The sequence below is a fragment of the Pseudomonas sp. genome (assembly GCF_035497915.1).
In the GTDB taxonomy this organism is placed as follows: domain Bacteria; phylum Pseudomonadota; class Gammaproteobacteria; order Pseudomonadales; family Pseudomonadaceae; genus Serpens.
In genome coordinates this window covers 21,410-33,781 of the sequence record NZ_DATJCS010000017.1, presented here as the reverse complement: position 1 = coordinate 33,781, position 12,372 = coordinate 21,410, and the positions used below count along the sequence as shown (strand labels likewise).

At 66.3% G+C, this 12,372-nt stretch carries 15 protein-coding genes and 1 pseudogene; 4 read left to right on the top strand and 12 right to left on the bottom strand.

Going from position 1 to position 12,372, the window contains the following annotated elements; all coding sequences use genetic code 11:
* Positions 1 to 9: 9 nt before the first annotated feature.
* A complete protein-coding gene (locus VL129_RS05990) occupies positions 10 to 291 on the bottom strand; it encodes an Rdx family protein (protein ID WP_325411084.1) in 282 nt (93 codons plus the stop codon).
* A 108-nt stretch (positions 292 to 399) separates the two neighbouring features.
* Here VL129_RS05990 and VL129_RS05985 point away from each other — a divergent pair, with 108 nt between their 5' ends.
* Positions 400 to 684 carry a hypothetical protein gene (locus tag VL129_RS05985; protein WP_325411082.1) on the top strand — a complete coding sequence of 95 codons (285 nt, stop codon included), beginning with the start codon at positions 400 to 402 and terminating at the stop codon, positions 682 to 684.
* Positions 685 to 731: 47 nt separating this feature from the next.
* Here the strand turns inward: VL129_RS05985 and VL129_RS05980 are convergent, their stop codons facing one another.
* The 6 genes from VL129_RS05980 to VL129_RS05955 form a co-directional block, all read right to left on the bottom strand.
* A complete protein-coding gene (locus tag VL129_RS05980) occupies positions 732 to 1,982 on the bottom strand; it encodes a mechanosensitive ion channel family protein (protein ID WP_325411080.1) in 1,251 nt (416 codons plus the stop codon).
* A 26-nt stretch (positions 1,983 to 2,008) separates the two neighbouring features.
* Positions 2,009 to 2,827: a peptidoglycan DD-metalloendopeptidase family protein gene (locus VL129_RS05975; protein ID WP_325411078.1), complete on the bottom strand. Its 819-nt coding sequence runs from the start codon at positions 2,825 to 2,827 to the stop codon at positions 2,009 to 2,011.
* A gap of 179 nt (positions 2,828 to 3,006) precedes the next feature.
* Complete coding sequence (locus tag VL129_RS05970; RefSeq protein WP_325411076.1) at positions 3,007 to 4,332, bottom strand: ATP-binding protein; 1,326 nt, start codon at positions 4,330 to 4,332, stop codon at positions 3,007 to 3,009.
* Positions 4,329 to 4,994 carry a response regulator transcription factor gene (locus tag VL129_RS05965; protein ID WP_325411074.1) on the bottom strand — a complete coding sequence of 222 codons (666 nt, stop codon included), beginning with the start codon at positions 4,992 to 4,994 and terminating at the stop codon, positions 4,329 to 4,331. The genes VL129_RS05970 and VL129_RS05965 overlap by 4 nt, the downstream gene beginning before the upstream one ends.
* The gene (locus VL129_RS05960) at positions 4,994 to 5,311 is read right to left on the bottom strand and encodes a PepSY domain-containing protein (RefSeq protein ID WP_325411072.1); all 318 of its coding nucleotides are present in this window, start codon (positions 5,309 to 5,311) and stop codon (positions 4,994 to 4,996) included. Before VL129_RS05960 ends, VL129_RS05965 begins: the two co-directional genes overlap by 1 nt.
* A 171-nt stretch (positions 5,312 to 5,482) precedes the next feature.
* Positions 5,483 to 5,800 carry a PepSY domain-containing protein gene (locus VL129_RS05955; protein ID WP_325411070.1) on the bottom strand — a complete coding sequence of 106 codons (318 nt, stop codon included), beginning with the start codon at positions 5,798 to 5,800 and terminating at the stop codon, positions 5,483 to 5,485.
* Between the two features lie 254 nt (positions 5,801 to 6,054).
* Here VL129_RS05955 and VL129_RS05950 point away from each other — a divergent pair, with 254 nt between their 5' ends.
* Together VL129_RS05950 and VL129_RS05945 are read left to right on the top strand one after the other, a co-directional pair.
* Positions 6,055 to 7,263, top strand: coding sequence for an MFS transporter (locus VL129_RS05950; protein WP_325411068.1), 1,209 nt, complete (start codon positions 6,055 to 6,057; stop codon positions 7,261 to 7,263).
* A complete protein-coding gene (locus VL129_RS05945; RefSeq protein WP_325411066.1) occupies positions 7,260 to 7,382 on the top strand; it encodes a hypothetical protein in 123 nt (40 codons plus the stop codon). The genes VL129_RS05950 and VL129_RS05945 overlap by 4 nt, the downstream gene beginning before the upstream one ends.
* Before the next feature lie 170 nt (positions 7,383 to 7,552).
* Here the strand turns inward: VL129_RS05945 and VL129_RS05940 are convergent.
* The 5 genes and pseudogenes from VL129_RS05940 to minC form a co-directional block, all read right to left on the bottom strand.
* A pseudogene (locus tag VL129_RS05940) lies at positions 7,553 to 7,995 on the bottom strand (REP-associated tyrosine transposase).
* A 259-nt stretch (positions 7,996 to 8,254) separates the two neighbouring features.
* Positions 8,255 to 8,890 carry an RluA family pseudouridine synthase gene (locus VL129_RS05935; RefSeq protein ID WP_325411064.1) on the bottom strand — a complete coding sequence of 212 codons (636 nt, stop codon included), beginning with the start codon at positions 8,888 to 8,890 and terminating at the stop codon, positions 8,255 to 8,257.
* Between the two features lie 276 nt (positions 8,891 to 9,166).
* A complete protein-coding gene (minE, locus tag VL129_RS05930; protein WP_325411062.1) occupies positions 9,167 to 9,421 on the bottom strand; it encodes a cell division topological specificity factor MinE in 255 nt (84 codons plus the stop codon).
* Positions 9,422 to 10,234, bottom strand: a complete 813-nt coding sequence (gene minD, locus VL129_RS05925) for a septum site-determining protein MinD (RefSeq protein ID WP_325411060.1) — start codon at positions 10,232 to 10,234, stop codon at positions 9,422 to 9,424.
* 83 nt (positions 10,235 to 10,317) lie between these two features.
* Entirely contained in the window at positions 10,318 to 11,025 is a 708-nt protein-coding gene (minC, locus tag VL129_RS05920) for a septum site-determining protein MinC (protein WP_414705146.1), read from the bottom strand.
* A gap of 371 nt (positions 11,026 to 11,396) precedes the next feature.
* Here minC and VL129_RS05915 point away from each other — a divergent pair, with 371 nt between their 5' ends.
* Positions 11,397 to 12,329, top strand: a complete 933-nt coding sequence (locus VL129_RS05915) for a lipid A biosynthesis lauroyl acyltransferase (RefSeq protein WP_325411058.1) — start codon at positions 11,397 to 11,399, stop codon at positions 12,327 to 12,329.
* Positions 12,330 to 12,372 lie beyond the last annotated feature (43 nt).

Below are 12,372 nucleotides of genomic sequence, written 5' to 3'. Positions count from 1 at the left end.
TCTGGTGGTTCAGCGGTCGTTATGCCCCAGGTCCCGTTGCGGATCGATGCGGTCGCGCACCCGCTGCTTGAGCTCCTTGGCCTCCGGGAAGCCGCCGTCGGCCTTGCGTTCCCAGATCTGCTCGCCATTGCAGGTGATGCGAAACACGCCGCCGGTGCCTGGTTCCAGGCTGACCCTGCCGAGGTCGTCGGCGAAGGTGCTCAGCAGCTCCTGGGCCAGCCAGGCGGCGCGCAGCAGCCAGTGGCACTGGGTGCAATAGGTGATGACGATCTCCGCTTTCGGCTGCTGCATGGTCGTTTCCTGAACAGTGAAGGGCGACCAGTTTACCGCCGCCGTTGCATCGGCGAACCGCCAGCCGCTGGTCTATAGATAGGGGAAGTCCAGCAGGGAGGTCATCCCATGAAAGGTGCCGAAGCCTACGTCAACGACCAGTGGAACACCTGTGGGCTGACCCATTTGCCTAGGGATGCCTGCGCGCTGCTGGTGCAGCTGCATTTCATCATTCCGCGGGATACCCAGTTCACCAGCCTGCTCAACGAGATCAGCGCCGTCTGCCGCCGCCATCTGCAGGAAGCCTACCCCGGGCGCAGCGTGCACGCCGACCCGGTGGTGGGCTCTGTGGTGGGGGATGGCAGCGGCGATGGCATCTCGCTGAGCTTTCATGTCGGGCCAGCGAAATCGTAGGGTGGTCAACGCCAGGCGTTGGCCACCTTCGAGTCGGGCGGGGCAGCCTAAACCGGCAGCGCCCTGCGTGCCGGTGCCGGCATGGCTTCGCTCCAGGCGCGCAGATCCGCGCCGCCCGGGCTCTGGAACACGCGCAGGCCGAACTCCGGCAGGATCGCCAGCAGGTGGTCGAAGATATCCGCCTGGATGCCTTCGTACTCTCCCCAGGCCACCGTGTTGGTGAAGCAGTAGATTTCCAGCGGCAGGCCCTCGGCGCTCGGCGCCAGCTGGCGCACCATCAGCGTCATGCCCTGGTGGATCCCCGGGTGGCTGCGCAGATAGCGCTCCACATAGGCGCGGAAGGTGCCGATGTTAGTGACGCGCCGGGTATTCACCGGCTCGCGACCGGCTTCGGCCAGCTTGGCGTTCCAGTCGTCGATCTCGCGGCGCTTGTTGACCAGGTAGTCCTGCAGCAGGTTGAAGCGATACAACCGCTCGCGCTCCTCGCTGTCCAGGAAGTGGATGCTCTGCTCGTCGATCAGCAGGCTGCGCTTGATGCGCCGGCCGCCGGACTCCTGCATGCCACGCCAGTTCTTGAAGGGGTCGGTGATAAAGCGCTTGGTCGGGATGGTGGTGATGGTCTTGTCCCAGTTCTGCACCTTAACGGTGTGCAGGGCGATATCGATCACGTCGCCGTCGGCGTTGAGCTGCGGCATCTCCACCCAGTCGCCGACGCGCACGATGTCGTTGGAGGTGATCTGCACGCTGGCCACCAGCGACAGCAGGGTGTCCTGGAAGATCAGCATCAGGACCGCGGCCATGGCACCCAGGCCGGAGAGCAGGATCAGCGGCGAGCGGTCGATGAGCGCGGCAATCACCAGGATGGTGGCGATGGCGTAGATGGCGATCTTCACCACCTGCAGATAGCCCTTGATGGGCCGACGCTGCGCATCCGGGCGGCGCTGGTAGAGATGGTTGACGATGTTCAGCGCGGCGCCCAGCGCCATGGCCACGGTAAGGATGATGAAGCCGGCGCAGACGTTCTGCGTGACGGTGATCGCCGCCTGGGGCAGCCCCGGCACGGCGTTCACGCCGCCGGTGATGATCAGCGCCGGCACCACGTTGGACAGCCGGCGGATCAGCCCGAAGTCTTCGAAGGCGCCGGTCTTCAGCAGCGAATACAGGCCGCGCACCAGGATGCGCTTGACCAGCCAGTTGGCGATCGCGGCGACCAGCAGCAGGCCGACGCAGGCGGCGAGGGTTTGCAGTTCGGGATGGCCGCGCAGCCAGTCGAGCCCTAAGGCCAGCTCTTCTTGCATGTGAGTCTCCGTGTGCAGGTGTGAAATCAGGGGCGATAGGCGCCGATGAAAATGGCCGGATCGATGCGCACATCGTTCAGGCTGACGTTCCAGTGCAGGTGCGGGCCGGTGGAGCGACCGGTGCTGCCGACCTTGCCCAGCACCTCGCCACGCGCCAGGCGCTGGCCGACCGTCACGTCGATGGCCGAGAGATGGCAGAACATGCTGATCAGCCCGCGACCGTGGTCGACGAACACCGTCTGGCCATTGAAGAAGTAGTCGCCGACCAGGATCACCTCGCCGGCGGCGGGGGCCTTGACCGGCGTGCCAGCCGAGGCGGCGAAGTCCAGGCCCGAATGCGGATTGCGCTCCTCGCCATTGAAGAAGCGCCGCAGCCCGAACGGCGAGGACAGCGGGCCGTCCACCGGCCGGTCGAAGTACAGGTTGCTCGGCTGGAAGGCGCTGAAGCGTCGGTACGCCTCCTGCTGCTCGGCCAGCTCGCGGCCGATGCGCGCCAGGGCTTCCGGGCCGGGATTGACCTGTTCCTTGTTCTTCAGGGTGATGTGCTGCTCGCGGTAGGTGCGTTCGCCGACCGCGAAGTCGCGCGGCTGGCCATCCACCAGCAGGGTCTGCGCGCCGGCGGGGGTCCGCAGCGGCACGCCGACGATGGCGATCCAGCGCTGGTCGTCCTCGCGGACAACCAGCGCCGGCTTGTCCTGATAGCTCACCTGCGGCGCCTGCGGGGCATCGCCCAGATCGACCACGGCGACGCCACCGGGGACCGGCTTGTCGAGCAGGCGGGAAAGGAAGCCATCGGCGTGCGCCGGCAGGGCGAGGCAGAGCAGCAGGGTCAACAGAGCGCGCATGAGCAACCGTGGGAAAAAATGAACGCTGGGGACTTTACCATGGCTGCGGGTGGCAGGCCGCTGCAGCCGCCCAAGCGGACTCGCCTTTTGTGGGAGCGGACTCGTCCGCGAGCTTCCTGCAGGCACCATCAAAAGCTCGCGAATGAATTCGCTCCCACGGGAGCAGCAGCGGACCGCTCCTACCGTCCTGGTGATACGGCGGGCAGGTGAATCTCCACCCGCAGCCCGCCCAGCGGGCTGTCCTGCAACTGCCATTCACCGCGCCAGGCGCTGACGATGTCGGCGACGATACCCAGCCCCAGGCCATGACCCTCGAAGCCTTCGTCCAGACGGGTGCCACGCTGGCACACGGCGGCGCGACGTTCGACGGGAATGCCCGGGCCGTCGTCGTCGACCCGCAGCCAATAGCCGTCAGGCGACGTTTCGATACTCAGGCGCACCTGGCTGCGCGCCCACTTGCAGGCGTTGTCCAGCAGGTTGCCGAGCAGCTCCAGCACATCCTCGCGTTCCCAGGGCAGGCGGCAGCCCGGCGGTGCCTGCCAGTCCAGCGCCAGGTCGCGGCGGTGGATGGCCGCCAGGGTGGCGAACAGCGCCGGCAGTTCCTCGGCGCAATCGAAGCCGCCGCCCGGCTGACCCTCGCCGGCCAGCCGGGCGCGGCTCAGTTCGCGGGAGACCCGTTGGCGAATCTGGCCCAGTTGCTCCTCCAGCTGCTGGCGCAGCGCCGGCTGGCCGGTCAGGGCTTCGCTGTCCAGCAGGCCGGTGAGCACCGCCAGCGGCGTCTTCAGGGCATGTCCGAGGTTGCCGAGGGCATGCCGCGAGCGTTTCAGGGTCTCGTCGGTCTGCGTCAGCAGATGATTGATCTGCGTGACCAGCGGCTGCAGTTCCTGCGGCACGTGGGTGTCGAGCTGGGCGCGGCGGCCCTGTTGCAGCTCGGCGATCTGCACGCGGGCGCTTTCCAGCGGGCGCAGGGCGGTGCGAATCGCCAGGCGCTGCAGCAGCCCGAAGGCCAGCAGCGCGAGGCCGAGCAGCGCCAGTCCGCCGAGGCGCACCTGGCGGAAACTGTCGAGGATCGGGGTGTAGTCCTGGGCCACGCTGATGTGCAGGGTCTGGCCGCTGCGCCGGTACTCGGCGCGGTAGACCAAGAGGCGCTGTCCCTGCGGCCCGTCGACCAGTTCTGAGTGCAGACCGTCTTGTGCGGGCCAGTCGAGGTCGCTGTCCCATAGCGAGCGGGAACGCCAGTCGCGATTGGCACTGTCGATGCGGAAGTAATGACCGGAGAATGCCCGCTGGTAGCGCGGGCCGAGACGCTGGGCATCCAGCTGCAGGCCGTCGGCTCCGGGGACCAGCGCCACCAGCAGGCCTTCGGTCTCCTCGCGCAGGTCGGTTTCCAGGCTGCGGCGCAGCCCCGCTTCGAACAGCCACAGACTGGCCTGCAGCAGAATCAGCCCGACCACCAGCAAGGCGGCGATCAGGCCCAGGCCGAGACGGCGCTGCAGGGAGTTCATTCACGCGTTCCGAAGCGGTAGCCCTGGCCGCGGCGGGTTTCGATGATCTCGCGGCCCAGCTTGCCGCGCAGACGGTTGACCAGCACCTCGATGACGTTGGAGTCGCGCTCGGTTTCGCCGTCATACAGGTGTTCGGCCAGCTGGGACTTGGACAGCAGCTGACCGGGATGCAGCATGAAGTAGCGCAGCAGGCGGAATTCGCCGGCGGTCAGCGCGATGGCCTGTCCGTCGCGCCGGCACTCCTGGCGCGCCTCGTCCAGCTCCAGCCCGCCGGTCGCCAGCAGCGGCTGGTTGGCCAGGCCGTGGGCGCGGCGCAGCAGCGCCTGGATGCGCAGCAGCAGTTCCTCCGGATGGAAGGGTTTGGTCAGGTAATCGTCGGCGCCGGCCTTCAGACCATCGATACGCTCGGCCCAGCTGTCGCGGGCAGTGAGGATCAGCACCGGCGTGGCCAGGCCCCGGGCGCGCCAGGTGCGCAGCACCTCCAGACCGGGTTTGCCGGGCAGGCCCAGGTCCAGCACGATCAGGTCATAGGGCTCGCTGGCGCCCTGGTGCTCGGCGTCGCGGCCATCCGCCAGCCAGTCGACGGCGTAGCCGTGGCGCTGCAGATCGGCCAGCAACTGGTCGGCCAGCGGCACATGGTCTTCCACCAGCAGCAGGCGCATCAGTCCTCCTTGTCCTCGAGCACGGCGCCGCTACTGGCGTCGAGTTCGATGTCGCGCACCTCGCCCTGATGGGTCAGCAGCTCCAGCTCGTAGATGTAACGGCCATGCTCTTCCTCCAGTTCGGCCTCCAGCAAGCGTGCACCGGGGTAGCGCTCCAGCAGCGGGCGCAGCAGCGCGTCCAGAGGCTGGATCACGCCTGCCTGACGCAAGCGCAGGGCTTCGTCCTGGTCCAGATCGCGGCCGGCCAGCGCTGGGCTGGCAGCGAGCAGGGCAGCGAGCAGCAGGGGCAGGGTGCGCGGCATGGGTGGTTTACTCATCAGGAGCGGTCAGGGCCTGTTGTGGGAGCGGACTCGTCCGCGAGCTTTTTCGGCAGCCGTCCAAGCCTGTAGGGTGGATCGCGCTTCATCGATCCACCATCGCGCCGCGAGGCGCGGCGCGATGGTGGACAAGGACGGCGTTGTCCACCCTACAGGTCCGTGCGGAGCGCGTCAGTCGTCCTTGCGGTTCTTGAGGACTTCGCCGGTGGCGGCGTCCAGTTTCAGCTCCCACTGCTGGTCCTGGGCATCGCGCAGTTCCAGCTTGTAGAGGTAGCGGCCATTCTCCTCTTCGAGTTCGGTTTCTTCCACCTGGGCGCCGGGATGCTGGGCGAGGGCGGCCTCGTTGAGCTTCTCGAACGACTGGATGGTGCCGGCATCGCGCAGCTTGAGGGCTTCGTCCGGGCCGATGTCGCGGTCGGCGGCCAGCGCCAGGTTGGCGCCGAGGGCGAAGCTGGAGGCGGCGAACAGCAGGGTGAGGGTCTTGCGCATGGGGATGGTCTCCAGTGAATTGCTTTGACGAACACAGGGTAGGCAAGGTGGCTTAACCGAAGCTGAAAGGCAGCACCTGGTGGGGCGGGCTTGATGCCGGCCGGTGGAGGTCAGGGCTGGCTGCGTTGGCCGGGATAACCCCGGCCCCACACCCAGGCGAGCCACGGGACCAATTGACGCACCCGTGGGCGCGGGGCTATACAGCCCCACTCGCCCGCGCACATGGGCATGCCTTGAGATAGACAGGGGTGGTGATGAACGGTTTTACCCGGGCGGGACTGTGGATCCTGGTGCTGAGTTCGGTGGTGCTGACCCTGTCGCTCGGCGTGCGACACGGCTTCGGCCTGTTCCTGGCGCCGATGAGCGCCGAGTTCGGCTGGGGGCGCGAGGTGTTCGCCTTCGCCATTGCCCTGCAGAACCTGATCTGGGGCCTGGCGCAGCCGTTCACCGGCGCGCTGGCCGACCGCTTCGGCGCCGGGCGCGTGGTGCTGGTGGGCGGGCTGTTCTATGTGGTCGGCCTGGTGCTGATGGGCATGGCGGAAACCCCGCTGGGACTGTCGCTGAGCGCCGGCGTGCTGATCGGCCTGGGGCTGTCCGGCACTTCCTTCTCGGTGCTGCTGGCCGCCGTCGGCCGCGCCGCCACCCCGGAAAAGCGCAGTATGGCGATGGGCATCGCCGCCGCGGCCGGCTCCTTCGGCCAGTTCATCATGCTGCCCGGCACCCTGGGGCTGATGGAGTGGCTGGGCTGGTCGGCGGCCCTGCTGGCGCTGGGCGCGCTGGTGGCGCTGATCGTGCCGATGGGCGCCGCCCTGCGCGAAGCGCCGGCGCCGCGCCAGGCACACCAGCAGACGCTGGGCGAGGCGCTTAGCGAGGCGGCCCGCCATCCGGGCTTCTGGCTGCTGTCGGTGGGCTTCTTCGTCTGCGGCTTCCAGGTGGTGTTCGTCGGCGTACACCTGCCGGCGTACCTGGTGGACCAGGGCCTCGGTGTACATGTGGGCACCACGGTGCTGGCGCTGGTCGGCCTGTTCAACATCGCCGGCACCTACGGCGCCGGCTGGCTGGGCGGACGCATGTCCAAGCCGAAGCTGCTGGTGGCCCTGTACCTGCTGCGCGGCGTGGTGATCACCGCGTTCTTCTACCTGCCGCTGAGCGAGATGTCCGCCTACCTGTTCGGCATGGCCATGGGGCTGCTGTGGCTGTCCACCGTGCCGCTGACCAACGGCACGGTGGCCACCCTGTTCGGTGTGCGCAACCTGTCGATGCTGGGCGGCATCGCGTTCCTGTTCCACCAACTGGGCTCGTTCATGGGCGGCTGGCTGGGTGGCTACCTGTATGACCTGACCGGCAGCTATTCGCTGGTCTGGGAGATCTCCATCCTGCTTAGCCTGATGGCGGCCCTGCTCAACTGGCCGGTGCGCGAAGTCCCGGTGGCCCGCCTGCAGACCGGAGGGGCGAGCGCATGAACCGTGGCGCCTGGCTGAAAACCGCACTGCTGATCGGCCTCGGTTTGCTGCTGGCCCTGGCCTGGTGGGGCTGGACCCGCGGCGGCCTGGCGCTGCTGCAGACGGGGATGAGCTGCTAGCCGCTTTTGTGGGAGCGGACTTGTCCGCGAGCTTTCGGCGGCCGGCTAGGTGCGACCGGCTGGGCTGTGGGCCCAGCCAAGAGCTCGCGAATGAATTCGCTCCCACAGGCCCCGTGCCGCGCCCGCTTTTGTGGGAGCGGACTTGTCCGCGAGCTTTTCGGCCTCTTTTTCTACAGCCAGACCGCATCCCACAGCGGGTAGTCCCCAAGGCGGGTCACCAATCCTGCCCGCAAGGGGTTGGCGACGATGTAACGGGCCACAGCGAGCAGGTCATCTTCCTTGCGCAAGGCCCGGTCATGGAAGCCTGGTTGCCAGATCCGGCCCGGCATTCGCAACCGGCGGCTACTGTTGGCCTTGATCCGCTTCATCAGCAAGGAAAGTCTTGTTTGTGGAGCTGGATCAGCCAATGAAAATGATCCGGCATGACCACCCAGGCCAGGGAATCTACCCAACCCTGCTCCTGAGCGGCGCGCAATTCCCTGACAAGCTGGCGGCCAGCCTTCGCCTCGGCGAAGAATGGGCGGCGGTCATGGGTACATGCGGTCAGCAGATAAATGCGCCCTGGTTCGGAGTGTCGCCCCAGGCGCAAGCGGTGTGAGTTGGGCATGTCCATTGCCTCTGGATTCGTGAGGCAAGGAGACTAGCCTGCCGCAAAGACAGGTGAGCGGATTGGTCCACGAGCTTTCATGCAGGCTCGGCCAAAAAACTCGCGAATGAATTCGCTCCCCCAGGTATCGCGCCGCGCCCGCCTTTCGTGGGAGCGGACTTGTCCGCGAGCTTTTCGGCGGCCGGCTAGGTGCGGCCGGCTAGGCTGCAGGCGTCACCCAGAAGCTCGCGAACAAGTTCGCTCCCACAGGTTTGGTGTTGGGCTGTCAGAACGGGGCGTGGCTTTCGAAGCGCATCCGCTCGCCGGTCACCGGGTGGGTGAGCACCAGCAGGCTGGCGTGCAGGCACAGGCGGTCGTGGGCGGCCAGGGCTTCGTCGTGGGCATACAGGCGGTCGCCGAGCAGCGGGTGGCCGATGCTCAGCATGTGCACGCGCAACTGGTGCGAGCGGCCGGTGATCGGTGTGAGCTCCACGCGGCTGTAGTGCCCGCAGCGCTCCAGTACGCGCCAGAAGGTCAGCGCATGCCGGCCCAGTTCATGGTCCACCACATGGCGCGGCTTGGTCGGCGGGTCGTAGCGCAGCGGCAGTTCGATCCGCCCGCTGTCCAGCTCCGGTTCGCCCCAGCACAGGGCGGTATAGGCCTTCTCGGTTTCCCGATCATGGAACTGGCGGGACAGCTCGCGGTGGCTGTCGGCATCGCGGGCCAGCACGATCACCCCGGAGGTTTCCCAGTCCAGGCGGTGCACGATGCGCGCCTCGGGGTAGCCGTTTTCCTGCAGGCGGGTCACCAGGCAGTCGCGGTTGTCCTCGGCGCGGCCGGGTACTGACAGCAGCAGGGTAGGCTTGTTGATCACCAGCAGGGCGTCGTCCTGGTGGAGGATCTCGATGTTCGACAGGGGCATGGGGACAAATCCGTAAAACAAGGCGAGGGCGGACGTGTCCGCGCAGGGTGCGTGCGGGATTGTAGGAGCGGCTTCAGCGGCGATAAAGGGGCAGCGCCGATTAGGCGCCTGGCCGGCCGCACCCGGCGCGTTGGTGGATCGGTGAAGCGTGATCCACCCTACGAGCCTCCACCCTCTCCCCCGGCCCCTCTCCCATCAAGGGAGAGGGGAGGAGTGTGCACATATAGTTCCCTCTCCCCTCGCGGGAGAGGGTTAGGGAGAGGGGGGACGCCGATCTCAGCGATCCGGCAGCGGAATGTTCACTTCCAGGATCGAGCAGTTGTCGTGGTCCTCCAGAGTGACCTGCACCTTGTCGTCACTGATGTTCACGTACTTGCGCACGACGGCGATCAGTTCCTTGTGCAGGGCCGGCAGATAGTCGGGTTGCACCCGCTGGCCGCGCTCGTGGGCCACGATGATCTGCAGGCGCTCCTTGGCGATGGAGGCGGTTTGTTTTCTCTCGCGCTCGCGCAGCAGGTCGAAAAAGCTCATTTAGCGGCCTCCGAACAGACGTTGCAGGAATCCCTTCTTCTGCGCGTCGATGAAGCGGTGCGGGACTTCCTTGCCCATCAGGCGGTCGACCGCGTCGCTGTAGGCCTGGCCGGCGTCGCTGTGCTCGTCGAGGATGACCGGCACGCCCTGGTTGGAGGCCTTGAGCACCGACTGGGATTCGGGAATCACGCCCAGCAGGCGGATGGCGAGGATTTCCTCGACGTCATCGACGCCGAGCATCTCGCCCTTGTCGACGCGGGTCGGGTCGTAGCGGGTCAGCAGCAGGTGTTCCTTGATCGGCTCCTCGCCGCGCTCGGCGCGCCGCGACTTGCTGGAAAGCAGGCCCAGCATGAGGTCGGAGTCGGGCACCGAGGACACTTCCGGGTTGGTCACCACGATGGCCTCGTCGGCGTAGTACATGGCCAGGTGGGCGCCACGCTCAATGCCGGCGGGGGAGTCGCAGATGACGTACTCGAAGTTCTGGGACAGTTCGTCCAGCACCCGGCCGACACCGTCCTGGGTCAGCGCGTCCTTGTCGCGGGTCTGGCTGGCGGCCAGCACGTAGAGATTCTCCAGGCGCTTGTCCTTGATCAGCGCCTGGTGCAGCGTGGCGTCGCCGTTGATGACGTTGACGAAGTCGTACACCACCCGGCGCTCGCAGCCCATGACGAGGTCCAGATTACGCAGGCCAATGTCGAAGTCGACGATGACGGTTTTGTGCCCTCGCAGGGCGAGTCCGGTGCCCAGTGCGGCGCTGGTAGTGGTTTTACCTACGCCTCCCTTGCCGGAAGTAATTACGAGGATCTTGGCCAAGGTAAATCACCCCTGAATGAGTAAAACGGGAACTTCGAGAGCCGAAAGGTGGCTTCCTTTCCGGATCTTCCTAACTGCGTCTTTCATAACCGGTGGATATTCAATAAATCCCCCGTGAGACTGATATGCACACCCTGATCCCAGAAGGGACTGCGGCGCAAATCTTCGGCAACCTTGTAACGCCCGGCGATGGAAACCAGCTCGGCTTTCAACTCCTTGCAGAATATCCGCGCCTTGCCATCGCCCTTGATGCCGGCCAGCGCGCGGCCACGAAGGGGGCCGTAAACATGGATATTGCCGTCCGAGAGAAGTTCCGCCCCGGGACTCACCGGTCCGATTACGATCAGATCGCAGCCCTGGGCATAGACCTGTTGGCCGCCACGGATCGGGCGGTGGATGACCTTGCTCGGCCGGGCTACCTCGCCCTGGCCAGCGTCATCACTCGGTTCCAGGGCGCGGCCGCTGGCGCTACCGGAAGGAATCACCGGCACCTCGAGCTCGCTGGCCAGGGAAACGTCGTCCGGGCGATCCGTGCGCACCGCCAATGTCTGCAGGCCATGTTGCCGGCAAACGTCGATGAGTTTCTGTAGATCGACGGGAATGGACGCGTCCTGCAACTTGTCCAGCGCGAGAATCAGCGGCGTATTGTCGAAGAACTTCGGCGCCTGGGCCACCTTGTCCGCCAATTGACGTTCGAGCCTGGCGAGGTCGTAACGGGCCAACTCCAACAGGGTAATGGCCAGCATGCTGCCCTTGAGTTGGAATACCGCGTCCTGTTCCTGGCTCATCATCTGCCCGCTTCGGTAAATGACGGGACTTATAGCGGGAAATAGAAGGGTTTTCCAAGGGAGAATACGCATTTTGGACAGCCGGGTTTCTGGCGTCGTTTTTCTGTGGAAGTTCGCAGCGCATCGGCCTTTCGTAGGAGCGGCTTCAGCCGCGATGGGAATCTTCAAAACTCGCGACTGAAGTCGCTCCTACAGTCCGCGCCGCGCCGGCTTTTGTAGGAGGGGCTTTAGCCGGGACGCTTTTCGTGCAAGCCCAGCCTGGCCGGCCGCGCCTGGCCGGCCGCCCCAAAGCCCGCAGCTAAAGTCGCCGCGCAGACTCCAAAAATCCTCAATTACCGGTAACATGCCGCACTTTTACGCAAACGAGTCCCGGCATGGAACGTTCACCCTTTCGCTCCTATTACCTGCATCCGCGCTTCTGGTTGTTGTGGTTCGGCCTTGGCTTGCTGTGGCTGATCGTGCAATTGCCCTATCCGCTGCTGCTGCGTCTGGGGCGAGCGGTAGGGCTGCTGCTGTACCGGTTCGGGGCCGAGCGTCGCGCCATCGCTCGCCGCAACCTGGAGCTGGCCTTCCCGCAGTTGAGCGAGGCCGAGCTCACGCACCTGCTCAAGGAGAACTTCGCCTCCATGGGCATCGCCTTCTTCGAGATGGCCATGAGCTGGTGGTGGGCCAAGCCGCGTCTGGCGAAGCTGGCGCATGTCGAAGGTCTGGAGCACCTGCGGCAGGCGCAGGCCGAAGGGCAGGGCGTGATCCTCATGGCGCTGCACTTCACCACCCTGGAAATCGGCGCTTCGTTGCTCGGCCAGCTGCACACCATCGACGGCATGTATCGCCAGCACGACAACGCGGTGTTCGATTTCGTTCAGCGCCGCGGCCGGGAGCGCCACAACCTGGACGCCACCGCCGTGGAGCGTGAGGACGTGCGCACCATGCTCAAGGTGCTGCGCGCCGGCCGGGCCATCTGGTACGCGCCGGATCAGGACTACGGCCGCCGGCAGAGCATCTTCGTGCCGCTGTTCGGCGTGCCCGCCGCCACAGTGACCGCCACCACCAAGTTCGCCCGCCTGGGCCGCGCGCGCGTGATCCCCTTCACCCAGGAACGCCTGGCCGATGGCTCGGGCTACCGGCTGGTGATCCATCCACCGCTGGCGGACTTCCCCGGTGAAAGCGAGGAAGCCGACTGCCTGCGCATCAACCGGTGGATCGAGGAAAAGCTCACCGAGCACCCCGAGCAGTACCTCTGGTGCCACCGTCGCTACAAGACCCGCCCGGAAGGCGAGCCCAGGCTCTACCAGCCCAGCAAATAACGCACCGACCCACCATGGAGCCGAGCGGTGCCCATCGGCGGCC

Excerpts from the sequence above, each read along its gene's own strand:
- VL129_RS05915 (WP_325411058.1), top strand. The coding sequence starts at position 11,397 with ATGGAACGTTCACCCTTTCGCTCCTATTACCTGCATCCGCGCTTCTGG.
- VL129_RS05965 (WP_325411074.1), bottom strand. The coding sequence starts at position 4,994 with ATGCGCCTGCTGCTGGTGGAAGACCATGTGCCGCTGGCCGACCAGTTG.
- minC (WP_414705146.1), bottom strand. The coding sequence starts at position 11,025 with ATGATGAGCCAGGAACAGGACGCGGTATTCCAACTCAAGGGCAGCATG.
- VL129_RS05935 (WP_325411064.1), bottom strand. The coding sequence starts at position 8,890 with ATGCCCCTGTCGAACATCGAGATCCTCCACCAGGACGACGCCCTGCTG.
- VL129_RS05945 (WP_325411066.1), top strand. The coding sequence starts at position 7,260 with ATGAACCGTGGCGCCTGGCTGAAAACCGCACTGCTGATCGGCCTCGGT.
- VL129_RS05980 (WP_325411080.1), bottom strand. The coding sequence starts at position 1,982 with ATGCAAGAAGAGCTGGCCTTAGGGCTCGACTGGCTGCGCGGCCATCCC.
- VL129_RS05960 (WP_325411072.1), bottom strand. The coding sequence starts at position 5,311 with ATGAGTAAACCACCCATGCCGCGCACCCTGCCCCTGCTGCTCGCTGCC.
- VL129_RS05950 (WP_325411068.1), top strand. The coding sequence starts at position 6,055 with ATGAACGGTTTTACCCGGGCGGGACTGTGGATCCTGGTGCTGAGTTCG.
- minE (WP_325411062.1), bottom strand. The coding sequence starts at position 9,421 with ATGAGCTTTTTCGACCTGCTGCGCGAGCGCGAGAGAAAACAAACCGCC.
- VL129_RS05970 (WP_325411076.1), bottom strand. The coding sequence starts at position 4,332 with ATGAACTCCCTGCAGCGCCGTCTCGGCCTGGGCCTGATCGCCGCCTTG.
- VL129_RS05955 (WP_325411070.1), bottom strand. The coding sequence starts at position 5,800 with ATGCGCAAGACCCTCACCCTGCTGTTCGCCGCCTCCAGCTTCGCCCTC.
- VL129_RS05975 (WP_325411078.1), bottom strand. The coding sequence starts at position 2,827 with ATGCGCGCTCTGTTGACCCTGCTGCTCTGCCTCGCCCTGCCGGCGCAC.
- VL129_RS05985 (WP_325411082.1), top strand. The coding sequence starts at position 400 with ATGAAAGGTGCCGAAGCCTACGTCAACGACCAGTGGAACACCTGTGGG.
- VL129_RS05990 (WP_325411084.1), bottom strand. The coding sequence starts at position 291 with ATGCAGCAGCCGAAAGCGGAGATCGTCATCACCTATTGCACCCAGTGC.